This window comes from Pseudomonas sp. 18173, from assembly GCF_050432945.1.
GTDB lineage: Bacteria > Pseudomonadota > Gammaproteobacteria > Pseudomonadales > Pseudomonadaceae > Aquipseudomonas.
In genome coordinates this window covers 12,390-29,432 of the sequence record NZ_JBKFTN010000035.1, presented here as the reverse complement: position 1 = coordinate 29,432, position 17,043 = coordinate 12,390, and the positions used below count along the sequence as shown (strand labels likewise).

The 17,043-nt window shown below is 59.1% G+C and carries 17 protein-coding genes; 9 read left to right on the top strand and 8 right to left on the bottom strand.

Features of this window, described 5'->3' with window-relative positions:
- Positions 1-108: 108 nt before the first annotated feature.
- Positions 109-1,002, bottom strand: coding sequence for a putrescine utilization regulator PtrR (ptrR, locus tag ACLD1X_RS27110; RefSeq protein ID WP_429373057.1), 894 nt, complete (start codon positions 1,000-1,002; stop codon positions 109-111).
- Between the two features lie 104 nt (positions 1,003-1,106).
- Between ptrR and ACLD1X_RS27105 the strand changes: the two genes are divergently transcribed.
- Positions 1,107-2,288, top strand: a complete 1,182-nt coding sequence (locus ACLD1X_RS27105; RefSeq protein ID WP_429373055.1) for an MFS transporter — start codon at positions 1,107-1,109, stop codon at positions 2,286-2,288.
- Here the strand turns inward: ACLD1X_RS27105 and ACLD1X_RS27100 are convergent.
- Positions 2,233-3,165 (bottom strand): DMT family transporter, encoded by a 933-nt coding sequence (locus ACLD1X_RS27100; RefSeq protein WP_429373053.1) that lies wholly within the window; start codon positions 3,163-3,165, stop codon positions 2,233-2,235. The two genes, ACLD1X_RS27105 and ACLD1X_RS27100, sit on opposite strands and share 56 nt — an antisense overlap.
- A 195-nt stretch (positions 3,166-3,360) precedes the next feature.
- A complete protein-coding gene (locus ACLD1X_RS27095) occupies positions 3,361-4,197 on the bottom strand; it encodes a CvfB family protein (RefSeq protein WP_429373051.1) in 837 nt (278 codons plus the stop codon).
- A 350-nt stretch (positions 4,198-4,547) separates the two neighbouring features.
- On the opposite strand from ACLD1X_RS27095, the gene ACLD1X_RS27090 reads away from it, so the two are divergent.
- From ACLD1X_RS27090 to ACLD1X_RS27075, 4 genes are all read left to right on the top strand, one after another.
- Positions 4,548-4,736, top strand: coding sequence for a hypothetical protein (locus ACLD1X_RS27090; protein WP_015096330.1), 189 nt, complete (start codon positions 4,548-4,550; stop codon positions 4,734-4,736).
- A 197-nt stretch (positions 4,737-4,933) separates the two neighbouring features.
- Entirely contained in the window at positions 4,934-5,803 is an 870-nt protein-coding gene (locus ACLD1X_RS27085; RefSeq protein WP_429373049.1) for a DUF6279 family lipoprotein, read from the top strand.
- Between the two features lie 150 nt (positions 5,804-5,953).
- Complete coding sequence (locus ACLD1X_RS27080) at positions 5,954-6,688, top strand: DUF899 domain-containing protein (protein ID WP_429373047.1); 735 nt, start codon at positions 5,954-5,956, stop codon at positions 6,686-6,688.
- A 362-nt stretch (positions 6,689-7,050) separates the two neighbouring features.
- A complete protein-coding gene (locus ACLD1X_RS27075; protein WP_429373045.1) occupies positions 7,051-7,524 on the top strand; it encodes a hypothetical protein in 474 nt (157 codons plus the stop codon).
- 180 nt (positions 7,525-7,704) lie between these two features.
- Here the strand turns inward: ACLD1X_RS27075 and ACLD1X_RS27070 are convergent, their stop codons facing one another.
- A complete protein-coding gene (locus ACLD1X_RS27070; protein WP_007984884.1) occupies positions 7,705-9,045 on the bottom strand; it encodes a DEAD/DEAH box helicase in 1,341 nt (446 codons plus the stop codon).
- A gap of 191 nt (positions 9,046-9,236) precedes the next feature.
- On the opposite strand from ACLD1X_RS27070, the gene ACLD1X_RS27065 reads away from it, so the two are divergent.
- Both ACLD1X_RS27065 and ACLD1X_RS27060 read left to right on the top strand, forming a co-directional pair.
- Positions 9,237-10,532, top strand: coding sequence for a mechanosensitive ion channel family protein (locus ACLD1X_RS27065; protein ID WP_429373042.1), 1,296 nt, complete (start codon positions 9,237-9,239; stop codon positions 10,530-10,532).
- Between the two features lie 98 nt (positions 10,533-10,630).
- Positions 10,631-11,656 carry an acyltransferase family protein gene (locus tag ACLD1X_RS27060; protein WP_429373040.1) on the top strand — a complete coding sequence of 342 codons (1,026 nt, stop codon included), beginning with the start codon at positions 10,631-10,633 and terminating at the stop codon, positions 11,654-11,656.
- 93 nt (positions 11,657-11,749) lie between these two features.
- Here the strand turns inward: ACLD1X_RS27060 and ACLD1X_RS27055 are convergent, their stop codons facing one another.
- Positions 11,750-12,394 carry a hydrolase gene (locus ACLD1X_RS27055; RefSeq protein WP_111280369.1) on the bottom strand — a complete coding sequence of 215 codons (645 nt, stop codon included), beginning with the start codon at positions 12,392-12,394 and terminating at the stop codon, positions 11,750-11,752.
- 159 nt (positions 12,395-12,553) lie between these two features.
- Here ACLD1X_RS27055 and ACLD1X_RS27050 point away from each other — a divergent pair, with 159 nt between their 5' ends.
- Positions 12,554-13,441 (top strand): LysR substrate-binding domain-containing protein, encoded by an 888-nt coding sequence (locus ACLD1X_RS27050; RefSeq protein ID WP_429373038.1) that lies wholly within the window; start codon positions 12,554-12,556, stop codon positions 13,439-13,441.
- A gap of 135 nt (positions 13,442-13,576) precedes the next feature.
- Here ACLD1X_RS27050 and ACLD1X_RS27045 read toward each other — a convergent pair whose 3' ends face one another.
- The 3 genes from ACLD1X_RS27045 to ACLD1X_RS27035 form a co-directional block, all read right to left on the bottom strand.
- Positions 13,577-14,443: a carboxylate/amino acid/amine transporter gene (locus tag ACLD1X_RS27045; RefSeq protein ID WP_429373036.1), complete on the bottom strand. Its 867-nt coding sequence runs from the start codon at positions 14,441-14,443 to the stop codon at positions 13,577-13,579.
- A gap of 357 nt (positions 14,444-14,800) precedes the next feature.
- The gene (locus ACLD1X_RS27040; protein WP_429373034.1) at positions 14,801-15,400 is read right to left on the bottom strand and encodes an FMN-dependent NADH-azoreductase; all 600 of its coding nucleotides are present in this window, start codon (positions 15,398-15,400) and stop codon (positions 14,801-14,803) included.
- Between the two features lie 347 nt (positions 15,401-15,747).
- Positions 15,748-16,062, bottom strand: coding sequence for a 3-phosphoglycerate kinase (locus ACLD1X_RS27035; RefSeq protein WP_429373032.1), 315 nt, complete (start codon positions 16,060-16,062; stop codon positions 15,748-15,750).
- A 49-nt stretch (positions 16,063-16,111) separates the two neighbouring features.
- Between ACLD1X_RS27035 and ACLD1X_RS27030 the strand changes: the two genes are divergently transcribed.
- Positions 16,112-17,035 carry a LysR family transcriptional regulator gene (locus tag ACLD1X_RS27030; protein ID WP_008018223.1) on the top strand — a complete coding sequence of 308 codons (924 nt, stop codon included), beginning with the start codon at positions 16,112-16,114 and terminating at the stop codon, positions 17,033-17,035.
- Positions 17,036-17,043: the final 8 nt, after the last annotated feature.

Here is a 17,043-nt window from a genome sequence, read left to right as displayed (position 1 = left end):
GGCCAAAATTCTGAAGCTCGTTCGCACTGATAATAGTCCGAAGTCCTACGCAATGCTCGTGCAAAGTCGCAATGAACTGTTACTGAATCCATCACAATCAGCCTGTGTTCAGGCAATTTCCTGCGCCTGCACCGGTGTCGGCGGAAAAACCACCTGTTGCTGCTCGATCCAGGCATTCAGGTTGGCCCCGACCATGCCCTTGCGCCACATCAGCCAGGTGGTTGCGCTCGCGAACGGCTCGGCCAGCGGATGCACCGCCACACTCTCACGGCCCGGCAAACTGGCGAGCATCGACTCCGACATCAGCGCCACACCGGAACCGGCAATCACACACGCCAGCATTCCCGGATAGGACTCGATCTCCATCGCCCGCCCCATGGCCGCATGGTCATGGGCGAACCAGGCTTCCAGGCGCATGCGGTAGGAGCAACCCTGGCGAAAGGTAAACACTGCGCGCCCTTCCACATCCAGGGCACTGCGCACCGGCGGATGATCGGCCTCGCTGATCAGCACCAGGCGCTCGTCGCACAAGGGCACGCCATCGAGCCCGGCCAGTTCCATGGGGCCATCCACCAGCGCGGCATCGAGCCGGCCGGTGAGCAGGCCTTCGAGCAGTTCGCCGCTGGGGCCGGATTGCACTTGCAGGTTCACGGCCGGATACAGGCGGTGATAGCGCGCCAATAGCCCCGGAAGGTGAATCGCCGCGGTGCTGTACATGGTGCCGAGCACGAAGTCGCCCGCCGGTTGACCGCCCTGCACTGCCGCGCTGGCTTCGTCGCGCAAGGCAAACAGCTTGGCGGTGTAGTCCAGCAAGACTTTTCCCGCAGGCGACAGCTGCAAACGCTGACGTTCGCGCAGGAAAAGCTCGACGCCCAACTGCTCTTCCAGCTGTTTGAGCCGGGTCGACAGGTTCGACGGTACTCGATGCAGCCGTTCGGCGGCTCGGGTGATGGACCCTTCTTCCGCCACCGCCTGGAAGATGCGCAATTGGCTGAACTCCACGACACTCTCCAAAACAGAACAAGTTACTCACTATTATTCATTTTTAAAGAAAGTCAATCAGTCCTAGCCTGACGGTCATTGATCCTCTGTACGGAATCCTGACCATGTCTCCCCTGATTCGCTTATCCGCCAGTTTCGTTGCCTTGATGATGGCCATGGGCATCGGCCGTTTTGCCCTGACACCGCAACTGCCGCACCTGCTCAGTGAAGGTCAGATCGACCTGACCGCCGCCGGGCTGATAGCTGCCGCCAACTACCTCGGTTATTTCATCGGTGCAGTCGACGCCATGTTTTCCCGGCATCCCGCGCAAGTGCGCCGACGCTTGCTCGGCGGATTGTGGCTCTGTGTATTGCTGACCCTGGCTTCGTTCTGGGCCAATGGTTTCTGGTCGCACCTGCTGCTGCGCTTCGGCACCGGTGTGGCCAGCGCCTGGGTGCTGGTGATGATCACCGCCCTGAGCCAGCCACTGGCGGCAGCGTCCGGTCGCCCTCGGCTCGGCGCCCTGGTTTTCGCCGGACCGGGCCTGGGGATTTTCCTGACCGGTTTGCTGGCCCTGGGCTCGAACCTGCTGGGCCAGACATCCGCCACCTTGTGGCTGGTGTACGCCGCTGTGGGCCTGGCGATGCTGCTGGGGATCCTGCCATTCCTGCCACAACCGACCGCCACCGCGACTGCCGCACCCGGCGCCAGCCCGTCACCCGCTCAAGGCGTCGGTCGCCTGGGCCTGGTCTATGGCTTGTACGGATTGGGCTACATCATCCCGGCGACCTTTCTGTCGCAAATGGCCAATGCGCAATTCCATGGCCAATGGCAGGCCGACCTGTTCTGGCCGTGCTTTGGCCTCGCGGCGGCAACCGGTGTGGTGCTGGTGAGTTTGCGCCGGCAAAAGCCCGGCGCCACGCGTCATTGGTTGATGGCGACGTTATGGCTGCAAGCTGCTGGCGTGTTCGCCTGCCTGCTGGGCAACGGGCCAGGCCTGGCGCTGGGTGTGATCCTGTGCGGCACGCCGTTCCTGGCCTGCATGCAACTGGTGATGCAACGCTCCCGGGAACTGGCCCCCCACGCGACCCAGCGCAATGCCGGCCTGCTGACAGCCTGCTTTGCCGTGGGCCAGCTCAGCGGGCCATTGCTGGCGGCGCTGAGCAGTCATTTCAGTGGCGGTTTGCAGCCGGCACTGGTGGTCGCCGGCTGCGGCTTGCTGGTCGCCGGCGGCCTGTTGCTCGCGCCGCTCAGTGCTGCCCGAGGGCTTGGCGCAGACGACGGCGCAGCCACTGCTCGGCACTGACAAAGGTGATGCCTGCCAATACCAGCACCGCACCGATGATGAAGTTCAGGCTCAGCGCCTCGCCCAGCAACACCACACCGAACGTGACGCCGAACAACGGCGTCATGAACGAAAACACCGCGAGGTTCGCTGCCAGGTAACGGCGCAGCAGCCAGAACCACACCAGGTAACTGAAGAACGACACGACCACGCCCTGGAACAGCACACTGGTGACTGCCACGGTGGTCAGGCTGACATGGGTGATCTGGCCGCTGAGCAGCGCGATCAGCAGCAAACCGAAGAAACCGACAATCAACTGATAGAACAGCGTCAGGGTCACCGGCGCTTCCGACAGCCGCGAGGCGCGCACCACCACGGTGGTCGCGCCCCATGCCGCGCCCGCCAGCACACCGAGGGCATCGCCCATCAACATTCGGTAATCAAGATTGTCCCAGGACACTCCACCGGCAAACGCGATGGCAATCCCGATAAAGGCCAATACGATCCCCAGCCATTGCAAGGGCCGCAAACGCTCACTCGGCAGCAACCAGTGCACACCCAATGCGGTGAAGATCGGCGCGGTATAGAGAAACACCGACATGTGCGCCGCCGTGGTCAGTTGCAGGCCTTCGGAAATGAAGAAGAACTCCAGGCCGAACAAGGCGCCGGCCAACAGGCCGCCGCGCCAGGTCGTACTCACCTGGTTCCAGCCACCCTTCCAGCAGATCAGCAACCCGACCAGCAACGCCGACATACCGGAACGCCCGGCCGCCTGCATCACCGGCGCGATATCGGCCGCCGCCCACTTGATCATCACCTGTTGAACGCCCCAGACCAGGCACAAGCCGACCATCACTTGCAGGGCAAACCCGTCGGCGCTGCGCCGGGTGGCGCTCACCGGAACACCTCGAACACACAATCCATGGCAAAGACTCGGCAGTCAAAACAAAGCCCCGGCCTTCTCACTGGAAAAGAAAACACCGGGGCGCAAAATCATGTTGTCGATTATTAACCAGAAGGCCAGAAAATGCCGCCTGTCAGAGACCTCTACTTCTCTGCCTGCGCCACTCTGGCTCTCTTTAGTGTCAGAACATCAACTGAGTTCGATGCGATCGGCATGAATGACGATCTGGCCATTCTTGTACAAGGCACCAATGGCCTTCTTGAAGTTGCCCTTGCTGACACCGAACAGGCTGCTGATCAACGCCGGATCGCTCTTGTCGCTGACCGCCAGGGAACCGTTGTTTTCGCGCAACTTGGCGAGGATCTTCGAGTTCAGGCTGGTGGCCGCTTCCTGACCGACCGGCTGCAGGCTCAGGCTGATCTTGCCGTCGGCGCGAACTTCCTTGATGAAGCCCTTTTCTTCTTTACCGGCGCGCATGAACTTGAAGATTTCGTTCTTGTGGATCAGGCCCCAATGCTTGTTGTTGATGATGGCCTTGAAGCCCATGTCCGTGGCTTCGGCCACCAGCAAATCCACTTCCTGGCCCGCTGTGTAGTTGGCCGGAGTCTTGTCCAGGTAGCGGTCCAGGCGCGCGGTCGCGGTGATGCGACGGGTGTGCTTGTCGAGGTAGACGTGCACTACCACATACTCGCCCGCCGTCATCTGGCGCTTCTCTTCGGAGAACGGCAGCAACAGGTCTTTGGGCAAACCCCAGTCCAGGAATACGCCGATGCTGTTGACTTCAACAACTTTCAAACTGGCGAATTCACCGACTTGAACTTTCGGTCTTTCAGTAGTTGCGATGAGTTTGTCATCGCTGTCCAGATAAATAAAAACGTTGAGCCAGTCTTCATCTTCGCTAGGAATATCTTTTGGAATATAACGATTAGGCAGAAGGATTTCGCCATCCGCGCCACCGTCCAGATATAAACCGAAGTTAGTGTGTTTAACCACTTGCAAACTGTTGTAACGCCCGACTAAAGCCATGTCCAATACCCTCATTGCGTGGGCGGCATTCTACCCGGTTTTGAGCGCGGCGTTCGGCACCCGGCCCGGTGGCACGCGAAAATCCTCTGGAGGCCCTGATTTTTCCGGGTTTTCATCGCAAACCTGGCCGCTCGTCCGACCGATCCGGGCATTTACGCCATGCCCGGCAAGCGCAACACGGTATTTTTTCCGGCAATGTTCTTAGTTAAAACAGCGGCTTAGACACCTATTTCGAATATCGGCCGATGATTAATTACCCCGACCTCAGGATTATTGCGAGGGGATATTTGCCAAGCAATTACCGGGTAATTCCTGTACGATGCCTGGCCAAGTTAATTTTCTACAGGTTAATGGCCGCCATGCGCGTAAAAGCATCCACCAGCAAAGCAAAGCCAGCTCCAGCCGTCGAAACCAGCGAATCGATCAACAGCCAGATCGCTGCGTTCCTCAAGTCCGGCGGTGAAATCCAGCAAATTGCCAAAGGCGTCAGCGGCCAGACATTCGGCCCGTCCAAGCAGATCACCCTGGGCAAAAAGTAATCCCCCCGCTTCACCTGGTCCCAAAGCGCTTTGAGCTTCGAAGCGCTTGGACTGGAACCCTCGTTTCTCCCCCGCGCGCCCCATCAAATCCTGTGAAAATCGACGAGCAACTGCAGTTGCCCGGCTGAACTGCCAGACTCCTCCCGGGTTCACATAAGAATCAGACCCCGAAGACTGGCTATCGCAAGGATTCGCCCATGTCCCGCTGGTTCAAACACATCGCCATCGTGCTGACCATCGCCCTCGCCCTCGGCGCGTGCAACCGCATAGGCCTGGCCTACCGCAACCTCGACGTGATCATCCCGTGGACGCTCAGCGACTACCTGGACATGAACGGTGAGCAAAAAAGCTGGCTGAACGAACGCCTGAAGGAACACCTGAGCTGGCACTGCACCACCCAATTGCCCGGCTACCTCGACTGGCTGAACCGCCTGCAAACCATGATCGCGACCAACCAGGTCACCGATGCCGCCTTGCAGGCCCGCGCCCGTGAAGCCGAACAGGCGATCTCCGAAACCGCGCGGGAAATCACCCCTTCTGCCATCGAGCTGCTGCAGGGGCTGGATGACAAGCAAGTCGCCGAGATGAATGAAGCCTTCGCCAAGGACCAGCGCAAGCACCAGGAGGAATACCTCAAGCCCTCCCTCGACCAGCAGATCAAGGAGCGTGGCGAACGCATGGAAAAGCGCCTGAGCGACTGGCTCGGGCCACTCAACAGCACCCAGCAACAGCGAGTCACCAGCTGGTCGAACGCCCTGGGCGACCAGAACACCCAGTGGATTGCCAACCGCGTGCATTGGCAGAAACAATTCAGCGCGGCAGTCGCGCAACGCCAGAGCCCGCAATTTCCACAACGAATCGAAACGCTACTGGTCAATCGTGAGCTTTTGTGGACCCCCGCCTATCGTCAGGCCTTTGCCAACACCGAGGCCCAGGCGCGCTCGCTGTTCGTGGACCTCATGGCTCAAAGCACGCCAAGCCAGCGCGAACGCCTGTTGAAGAAAATCGAGGGCGTGAGGAAGGACTTCAGCGATCTGAAGTGCTTGAAAGCGGTGAAACAAGGCTAAGTGCTGCACAAATCCCATGTGGGAGCGAGCCTGCCTCAATACCTGTAGCTGGCTCTTACTCACGACCGACCGGCGGTATGTCGAATTCCACACAAGCCAAACGACTAGGCTGTGTAGGTCACCTCCCAGCCCCACGCAGGAGAACACAGCATGAACATCCAGAATCACCCCGTCGTGTCGCGGGAAGAATGGCTCGTCGCCCGCAAACAGCACCTGGTCCGCGAGAAAGCCTTCACCAGGGAACGGGACAAACTCAGCGCCGAACGCCGCGCCCTGCCCTGGGTGAGAATCGACAAGGACTACCGCTTCCAGGGCCCCAACGGCGAGCTGAAACTGGCGGACCTGTTCGGCGGCCGCAGTCAGCTGGTCATCTACCACTTCATGTTCGCCGAGGGCTGGGACGAGGGCTGCCCCGGTTGCTCGTTCCTCAGCGACCACATCGACGGCGCCAACCAGCACCTGGCCCACCACGATATTGCAGTGGTGGCGGTTTCCCACGCACCGTACGCTGAATTCCAGGCGTTCAAGCGGCGCATGGGCTGGAAGTTCGACTGGGTGTCGTCAGCAGGATGCGATTTCAACTACGACTTTGGCGTCTGTGCCCGAGCCGAAGAAGTCGTCGCCGGAAAGGCTACGTACAACTACGAAAAAACCGACGGCTCCGAGGAAGAACTCCCCGGCCTCAGCGTGTTTTATCGCAACGAAGCCGGCGACGTCTTCCACACCTACTCCACCTACGCCCGGGGCCTGGACTTGCTGGTCGGCGCCTACAACTACCTCGACCTGACGCCCAAGGGCCGCAACGAAGACGAAATCATGGAGTGGGTGCGGCATCATGACAAATATGAGGAACAGGAGAAGTCGAGCTGCTGCCACGGCGGATAATCACCGGATACCGAATCGCGGCCTTCGCGAGCAGGCTCGCTCCCACATTGGGCTGGTGTTCACCACGGTCCCTCTGTGGGAGCGAGCCTGCTCGCGATGGCGGACCAACATCCGCTGCGAAGGTCGACTGATACACCAGAAATGCAGAAATGGGGACAGATCTATTTTATGAGTTCAACACCGAAACCAAAAAATAAACCCGCCACCTTTTTTACAGTGCCGCCATCTCCCTGCAACTCTTCGCAACACTGGATCCGCTACGCAGCCGTCATATGCACTCACATTGTAGGGTTCGCCGCGCTCAGGCCCGCCCGTTATTCTTTGCCGCTAATGCAGCTCTTTCATAACACGAGCCGAAATACATGAATAACTTCGCCCTTCGCGCGCTATGCCTGATGTTGATAAGCATGCCCGTCATTGCGCACGCCCATGAAACCGAGACACTCACCCTGATCACCTATGCCGACGGCACCCGTGGCATCAAGACCCCGATTGACCTCGGTCCGCCCGGCCCATCGCAGGGTGACTTGTTTGTGTTCGACCAGCCACTGATGAACGAGCAACGAAAAGATATCGGAAGCAATAGCGGATACTGCGTCAATACCCTCCCCGAAAAGCACAGCCAGTGCCAATGGACCCTGCTATTCACCGACGCGACAGGCAAAACGACCGCCAGTATCGTCGTCGCCGGACAGGAGCATGAATCCGGCCAGTCGATTGTCGCGGTAATTGGTGCTACAGGGGAATACGCCGGGTTTAGCGGTGAAATGAGTACGGAGCCCAATTCCGATGGCACCTTCACCCAAATCCTGCACCTCTCGCGCAGCGCCAGATAAGCAGGTGAAGGGATCAACCACATAGGTAACAAAACAGTTCAAGCACATGGGTAACAGTTTTTAACTGGCACCGGTCGATTCCGAGGATCTGACCATGCCGTGGCGAGAGCTGATCACTTCACAAATCCCGAGCATAAAAAAACCGGACATCTGTCCGGTTTTTTGGGTCACGACAACGACTTACTCAGCTGCCGGCGCTTCCGGCTTGCGGCGCTTGAGCGGCGCCATGCCGTCCTTGCTGACCAGGGAATCGCTCTTCGGCCGGTTGACGCTCTTGCGCTTGGTCGGGGTCTTGGCGGCGGTTTTCTTCTTGTCGCCCTTGGCGTCGGTCTTTTTCTTCTTGACGCCGACGGCCTTGCCCGAGGCCTTGACCTTTTTCGGTCCACCGTAGGTGCCTTTGACTTCCTTGATGGTACGACGCTCGAAGCTCTGCTTGAGGTAGCGCTCGATGCTCGACATCAGGTTCCAGTCGCCGTGGCAGATCAGCGAGATGGCCAGGCCATCGTTACCGGCGCGGCCGGTACGACCGATGCGGTGAACATACTCGTCGCCGCTGCGTGGCATGTCGAAGTTGATCACCAGGTCCAGGCCGTCGACGTCCAGGCCGCGAGCGGCGACGTCAGTGGCGACAAGGATTTTCACGCCGCCCTGCTTCAGGCGGTCGATCGCCAGTTTGCGATCCTTCTGGTCTTTCTCGCCGTGCAGCACGAACGCTTTGTATTCCTGCGCCACCAGGCGACCGTAGATGCGGTCGGCCATGGCCCGGGTGTTGGTGAAGACGATGGCCTTCTGATAGGTCTCGTTGGCCAGCAGCCAATTGACGATCTGTTCTTTGTGCTGGTTGTGGTCTGCGGTGATGATTTGCTGGCGAGTGGTGTCGTTGAGCTGGCTGACCGCGTTGAGCTGCAGGTGCTCAGGGTTGTTCAGGACCTTGGCGATCATTTCGCGCAGGCCGGAACCGCCCGTGGTGGCGGAGAACAGCATGGTCTGCTGACGATTCGGACATTCGTCCACCAGGCGCTGCACGTCTTCGGCAAAGCCCATGTCGAGCATGCGGTCGGCTTCGTCGAGCACCAGCACTTCGACTTCCTTGAGGTCGAGGTTGCCGGCGTTCAGTTGCTCGATCATCCGGCCCGGCGTACCGATCAGGATGTCCGGCACCTTGCGCAGCATCGCGGCCTGGACCTTGAAGTCTTCGCCGCCGGTGATCAGGCCGGACTTGATGAAGGTGAACTGCGAGAAGCGTTCAACTTCCTTCAAAGTCTGCTGGGCCAGTTCGCGGGTTGGCAGCAGGATCAGGGTCTTGATGCTGACGCGGATTTTCGCCGGGCCGATCAGACGGTTGAGGATAGGCAAGACGAATGCAGCGGTTTTGCCGCTACCGGTTTGCGCCGTCACCCGCAGGTCACGCCCCTGGAGCGCCAGCGGAATGGCCGCGGCTTGCACAGGCGTTGGCTCGACAAATTTCAGCTCGGCCACGGCTTTGAGCAGGCGTTCGTGCAGGGCGAATTGGGAAAACACGGGTGCTACCTCGAAGAAATGCAAAAAAACAGCTGCATAGGGTAACGGTTTCGAGCGCTCAGGCCGAGTTTCTTTATACAAATGGCGGTAAACAGTTGGTTTTTTGTTGCCTGATTTTTCTCCGAACGTAATACAAAGCGTCTTAAATGCTCTAATCGCTCCTCGCGCCTGACAGAAGAATCGTTTTAACCATGGATATCAAACAGCTCTGGATCAACGCCCTGGACCTTTGGGGCACTCTCGATCAGCACCCGCTCGTGCACTCCAGCCTGTCGCTGCTGTTGCTTCTGGCGCTGGCGCTGTTCCTCGGACGGGTGGCGCGCTACCTCATTTTGCACGCGACCAAAATGCTCGGTCGCCAGCCGGCCTTGCACTGGATCAATGATTTCCTGCAGAACAAGGTGTTCCATCGCCTGGCGCAGATCACGCCTTCGCTGGTGATCCAGTTCGGTCTGAATCTGGTGCCGGACCTGAGCAAAACCAGCCTGAAATTCCTCGGCAACGTCGCGCTGTCCTTCACCTTGCTGTTCCTGCTGCTGGCGGTCTGCGCCCTGCTCAATGCCCTGCTGGATATCTACGCGCGCACCGAGCACGCCCGCACCCGCTCGATCAAAGGCTATGTGCAACTGGCGAAAATGGTCTTGTACGTGTTTGGCGCGATCATCATCGTCGCCACGCTGATCGACCGCTCGCCACTGTTGCTGCTGTCGGGCCTGGGCGCCATGTCGGCGGTGATCCTGTTGGTCTACAAGGACACGCTGCTGTCGTTCGTCGCCAGCGTACAGTTGACCAGCAACGACATGCTGCGGGTCGGCGACTGGATCGAGATGCCTCAGGTGGGCGCCGACGGTGATGTGGTGGACATCACCCTGCACACGGTCAAGGTGCAGAACTTCGACAAGACGATCGTCTCGATTCCGACCTGGCGGCTGATGTCCGAGTCGTTCAAGAACTGGCGCGGCATGCAGGCTTCCGGCGGCCGCCGAATCAAGCGCAGCCTGTTCATCGACGCCAGTGGTGTACGTTTTCTGCGTGACGACGAAGAGCTGAAGCTGTCCCAGGTGCACCTGCTCACCGACTATATCACCCGCAAACAGGCCGAGCTCAAGGCCTGGAACGAAGCCCAGGGCAACGTCGCGGCCATGTCGGCCAACCGCCGGCGGATGACCAATATCGGCACGTTCCGCGCCTATGCGCTGGCCTACCTGAAGAGTCACCCGGGGATCCAGCCGAACATGACCTGCATGGTCCGCCAGATGCAGACCACGGCCCAGGGTATTCCGCTGGAAATCTACTGTTTTACCGGCACCACGGCGTGGGCCGATTACGAGCGGATCCAGGGGGATATTTTCGACTACCTGCTGGCGGTACTGCCAGAGTTCGGGCTGAACCTGTATCAGCAACCCAGCGGTACGGATTTGCGTGCGGGGATATTGCCGGCGGTGCTGGGGGCGAGCCATATCAGCGATATGAAAAAAACCTTGTGAGCCGCTGCAATCGTTACCCGGGAGCGCTTGATCAGCAAACGTAAGCGACTCCAGGGCCGTGCCGTTATACTCGACTCTTTTGGCAGATGCGTCAGACAATGCTCAATTCAATTCAATCGCTGCGCGCGCTTGCGGCATGGATAGTGGTCCTTTATCACTACATGCAACTCGTCTACAACTCTCAGCTGACCGACCCGGTGTCCGTTGCAATCCAGCGGTATGGGGACATTGGCGTAGATTTGTTCTTTGTCATCAGTGGTTTTGTCATTTACCTGTCCTCTACCGGTAAAGACATATCGCCATGGACATTCATCCGCCATCGTTTGGCCAGAATTGCACCGGCGTACTGGGCGTTCAGTCTCATCACGGCAGTCACATTGATGGTGTTACCGGGGCTGGTACCACTGACGGCATTTGAGCCTGTGTTCCTCCTGAAAAGCCTGATGTTCATTCCCGCACAAAATCCTTCGGGAATCGGTTTTTTCCCACTGATGACGGTTGGCTGGACACTCAATTACGAGATGGCGTTTTACGGCGTTTTTCTGGCCAGCCTGTTCTCGCCGGAAAAATTCAGAGTCCCCATTATCATCCTTGGCGTTTTCCTGCTGTACAAAGTGCTGCGGCACCTCGGCGGCAGCTTTGATTTCTACCACAACTCAATCGTGTATGAATTTACATTCGGGATAATCATCGCTTACGCCTATCAAAAGAAGTGGGTACAGCGTATCCCTTTGATTGCAGCATTGATGATGGTAGCGGTGGCCATCGGTGTAATCATTTATTACGGCCGGATCATTCACTCTCCCTGGAGATCAGGCCTGCCCTGCACCGCCATTTTGGTTGCAGCGATATCTCAAGAACGCTTTTTCTCCAGAGTTGAAATAATCAACAAACTGGGCGATTGGTCCTACTCAACTTATCTGTGTCATGTACTGGTCATTTCTTACATGATAAAAATCCAGCAGGTGTTGAACCTCGGCCCTGTTACTACGCTGGCGATCATTATCGGCCTTGTTACCGTGATATCGGGCTTGAGCTACAACCTCATAGAAAAACCGATATCCAGATGGGTCAAGGCATACGATAAACGCCCAAGCGCAGTGCCTACGGGCGCTGCAAATTAACGACACAACGCGGTCAGCCTGACAACACAAAACGAAAGTGGGAGCGAGTCTGCTCGCTCCCACCGGGACTGCTTGCGATTGAAAATGGGCGGCTTACCTGGCCTGGCGCTGCGGCGCCTTGTGCACCATGGTGTAGGCGTAATCCACGCCCATGCCGTACGCGCCGCTGTGTTCCAGCACCAGTTCCATGACCGCCTCGTAAGTGTCCTTGTGCGCCCAGTCACGCTGGTATTCGAGCAGCACCTGCTGCCAGGTCACCGGTACCGCGCCAGCCTGAATCATCCGTTGCACCGACATGTCGTGGGCTTCCTTGCTGGTGCCACCGGAAGCGTCGGTGACGATGTAGACCTCGTAGCCTTCAGCCAGGGCTTCCAATGCCGGGAACGTCAGGCAGACCTCAGTCCACAGCGCCGCGATGATCAGTTTTTTGCGCCCGGTGGCTTTCACCGCGTCAACCAGTGCCTTGTCTTCCCAGGAGTTCATCGAAGTGCGCTCGATCGGCTTTTGATCCGGGTGCACCGCCAACAATTCCGGCCAGATGTATCCGCTGAAACTTTCGGTTTCGACCGAAGTGTAGATAGTCGGCACGTTGAAGATCTTCGCCGCCTTGGCCAGGCCCACGGTGTTGTTCTTCAGGGTCTGACGGTCGATGGACTGAACGCCGAATGCCATTTGCGGCTGGTGGTCGATCAGGATCAGGGCGGAGTTGGTTGGGTTGAGCAGTTCACGAATAGACATGGCACGTTCCTTTTGATGTCGATATTTTCGAATGAGTTCAGGGTCAGTCGACCTTGCCGCCTGAGGCTTTGTTGTCGGCTTGGATGTCACTTTAGGGCTTAGCCATAAAAGGGACAATTACCTAAAATCGAGAATCATTGATTCCAAAATAGGGACAATATGGATCGCATCGAATGCATGCGTGCCTTCGTCGTCACGGTCGGCGAGAACGGCTTCGCCGCAGCTGCCAGGGCCATGGACGTGCCACGCTCGAAGGTCAGCAAACAGATTCAGGCGCTGGAAGAAGCCATCGGCGTGCAACTGCTGCAACGCACCACCCGCAGCCTGCACCTGACGGAAGCCGGGGCCGAGTATTTCGAAGCGGCACGAGAGGTGTTGGCGGCGCTGGACGAGGCCGAGCAACGCGCCCGTGACGGCATCGGCGAGTTGCGCGGTGTATTGCGGGTCAATGCGCCGATGTCGTTCGGTCTTCGGCGATTGGGACCGTTGATTCCGCTGTTTCATGAATTGCACCCGAACATCGAGCTGCAACTGGTGCTCAGCGACCAGCAAGTCGACCCGGTGCGGGGTGGGTTCGACGTAACCATCCGCATCGCCAGCATGCCGGACTCAACGATGATCGCCCGGCAACTGGCGCCTGCACCGCGCATCATGGTGGCATCTCCTGCTTATCTCGAGCGCGCGGGCATCCCGCAGACGCCGCAGGATCTGCGCGCCCATCAATGCCTGAACTACGGGTATCTGCAGAGCGGTGTCAGCCTGCAACTGTGCAATGGCAAGGAAACCCAGCGGGTGAACGTCACCGGCCCGTTGCACGCCAACAACGGCGACTTGCTCGCCCAGGCCGCCGAAGCCGGCATGGGCATCGCCCTGCTGCCTGACTTCATCGTCGAGGATGCATTGGCTGCAGGGCGACTGGTGCCGGTGCTGTGCGAATGGCAGGCCCCGGCGATCACCATCAACGCGGTGTATTCGTCGGCACGGCGGGTGCCGCAGAAGACCCGGGCGTTTATCGGGTTTCTGGTGGATCAATTGGCGCCCAAATGATTTTTTGGGCAACCCTTGAATCCCTGTGGGAGCGAGCCTGCTCGCGATGAGGGAGTGTCAGCAGGCATCGACTTGACTGATACACCGCTATCGCGAGCAGGCTCGCTCCCACAAAGGTATCTGTTCACCCAGAATTCAGTGGACAGACAGTGGCTTGCGTACACCCAACCGACTGATCCACACCGCCAGCAAAATCACCGAACCACCGAGCAACAACCGCCCCAGTTCTTCATGCTGGTTCCAGATCAGCAGATTGATCAGCAACCCCACCGGCACATGCAGGTTGTTCATCACAGCCAGGGTCCCGCCGTTGACCAGGCACGCGCCTTTGTTCCACCAGTAGAGCCCCAAAGCGGTCGAGACCAGGCCGAGGAACAGCAGCACGCCCCATTGCAGCGGCGCTTCGGGCAGGAAGTTCTGTTTGCCGAACAATAGGAACGCCGGCAATGCCACCGCCAGTGCACCGAGGTAGAAGAAGCCGAAACGGCGGTAATGCGGCAGATCGCTCGGATGGCGCGCGACCAGGTGTTTATAAAGCACCTGCCCGGCGGCGTAGGTGAAGTTGGCCAGTTGCAGCAACAGGAAACCCATGAAGAAGTCCGGGTTGATCCGGTCAAAGCGAATCACCGCCGCCCCTGCCACTGCCACCAGTGCCGCGACCAGGGCCCAGGGATTGAACCGACGATTCAGTGCATCCTCGATCAGGGTCACGTGCAGGGGCGTGAGGATGGTGAACAGCAGCACCTCCGGCACCGTCAGTACGCGAAAGCTCAAGTACAGGCAGACGTACGTCACACCGAACTGCAACGCGCCGATCAGCAGCATGCCACGCATGAACGCCGGTTCCACCGAGCGCCAGCGGGTCAGGGGCAGGAACACCAGCCCGGCCAGCAGCACGCGCACCAACACGGCGAAATAACTGTCGACATGACCGGCCAGGTATTCGCCGATCAAACTGAAGGAAAACGCCTGGATCAGCGTGACAACAAGTAGATAGCCCATGCTCGCCTCATTTCGAATGGCGGCGACGATAGCGGGTTTTGTCCCGTATCGCGACAGTAGCCATGACGCAAACCTCTGTGGGAGCGGGCTTGCTCGCGAAGGCGGCGGCACATCCAACATTAATGTGCCTGACAAGACGCCTTCGCGAGCAAGTCGGATCGCCGCGCCGCCGCTCCCACAGGGTTTTGTAGGAGTTGGTTAAATCGCAGGCAAAAAAAAGCCCGATCTCGCTAAAGCGTTCAATCGGGCCAGAGCACTCAGGAGCAGCAAGTGCGAAGGGAGGTTCGATGCGCGTACAGGCTTGAAGGGTTGCGCCAGGTCACTAGACCATCCAGCGATTATCTGGCGATTAAACGGTCAGGCCACTTGCGAAAGCCTGGCGTTGGCCTGGTTCAGGCCTTTCTCCTGGAAGTCACCGCCCAGGTTCATGCCTTCGGCGTGGATGAATGTCACGTCGTGGATGCCGATGAAGCCCATGACCTGACGCAGGTACGGTTCCTGGTGATCGGCGGTGCTGCCAGCATAGATGCCACCGCGAGCCGTCAACACAAAGGCGCGCTTGCCGCTGAGCAGGCCTTGCGGACCGGTTTCGGTGTACTTGAAGGTCACGCCGGCACGCAGTACATGGTCGAGCCAGGCTTTCAGGGTGCTGGGGATCGCAAAGTTGTACATGGGGGCGGCCATGACCAGCACGTCGGCGGCGAGCAATTCGTCTGTCAACTGGTTGGAGCGCTCCAGGGAGGCCTGTTCGATGTCGCTGCGCTGCTCGGCGGGTTTCATCCAGCCGCCCAGCAGGTTGATGTCCAGGTGCGGCACCGGCTCGACGGCCAGGTCACGGACGGTGATCTGGTCATTCGGGTGAGCGGCTTTCCACTGGCTGATGAACGTCTGGGTCAGTTGGCGGGAAACCGAGTCTTGCTGACGGGCACTGCTTTCGATGATCAGAACGCGGGACATGGGATGTAGCCTCCATCTGAGAATGCTGTAGGTCGATGGAGTGAAGGTTAAACAGAGTCATATCGATGAAAAAGCGCAAATAACTGCTATAACCCATCAATAAATTCGTTTATAAGCTCAACATACTCTGTGGGAGCGGGCTTGCTCGCGAAGCGGTGGGTCAACAAAAGTGATCTCGACTGACACGACGCCTTCGCGAGCAAGCCCGCTCCCACAGGGGATTGATTTCATTTCGGGGTGCAGCTCAGCTCGATGCGCAACTNCCCCCCCCCCCCCCCCCCCCCCCCCCCCCCCCCCCCCCCCCCCCCCCCCCCCCCCCCCCCCCCCGCTCCCACAGGGGATTGATTTCATTTCGGGGTGCAGCTCAGCTCGATGCGCAACTTGATGATGCTGCGGGTGAATTTGGCGGTGGCATTTTTGTGCTTGCCGGCCGGTACGTCGATCTTGCGGGTACGGGGTGCTTCCGGGCCATTGATGAAGACGGCCTTGCAGCTTGCATCGACGTCGCCGTAGTTGGCCACCTGGATGGAGCCGATGTCGTTATCCGTGTCGTAGGTCTGGTAATCGATCTTCATGCCGTTGAGGTCTTTTTTCACATCGATCGGGTAAGCCATCGCCGTCAGCGGCAGCAGCGCCAGCAGCACACAACAGAATTTTTTCATTCAACAGCCTCCAATAAGGGCTGCCAGCTTAGGACAAGAGGAGCTCAACATGAAAGCGCCCCGCGTGACCCTTGATCAATGGCGAACGTTGCAAGCCGTGGTCGATCACGGTGGTTTCGCCCAGGCCGCCGAAGCGCTGCATCGCTCGCAATCGTCAGTCAGCTATACCGTGGCACGCATGCAGGATCAGCTCGGCGTGCCCTTGCTGCGCATCGACGGACGCAAAGCCGTGCTGACCGAAGCCGGCGGCGTGCTATTGCGCCGCTCCCGGCAACTGGTGAAACAGGCCAGTCAACTCGAAGACCTCGCCCATCACATGGAGCAGGGTTGGGAAGCCGAAGTGCGCCTGGTGGTCGATGCCGCTTATCCGAGTGCCCGTCTCGTCCGCGCCTTGACCGCGTTCATGCCGCAAAGCCGCGGCTGCCGGGTGCGTCTGCGTGAGGAAGTGCTGTCGGGCGTGGAGGAGGTCCTGCTCGAAGGTGTGGCCGACCTGGCCATCACCGGGTTCAGTATTCCCGGTTACCTGGGCGCGGAATTGAGCGACGTCGAGTTCGTCGCGGTCGCCCACCCGGAGCATCCCCTGCACCGCCTCAACCGCGAACTGAGCTTCCAGGACCTGGAAAGCCAGATGCAAGTGGTGATCCGCGACTCGGGCCGCCAGCAACCACGGGACGTCGGCTGGCTCGGTGCCGAACAGCGCTGGACCGTCGGCAGCCTGGCCACCGCCGCAACCTTCGTCAGCAGCGGCCTGGGGTTTGCCTGGCTGCCCAGGCACATGATCGAACGAGAACTCAAGGAAGGTACGCTCAAGCTGCTACCGTTGGATCAGGGCGGCAGTCGTAACCCGAGTTTTTACCTGTACTCGAACAAGGACAAACCGCTCGGGCCGGCCACGCAGATTCTCATCGAACTGCTGCGTACGTTTGACACCGCGCCACTGGACGCACCGTTCGCCGCCCCCGAACAAGCCTGACACGGAGT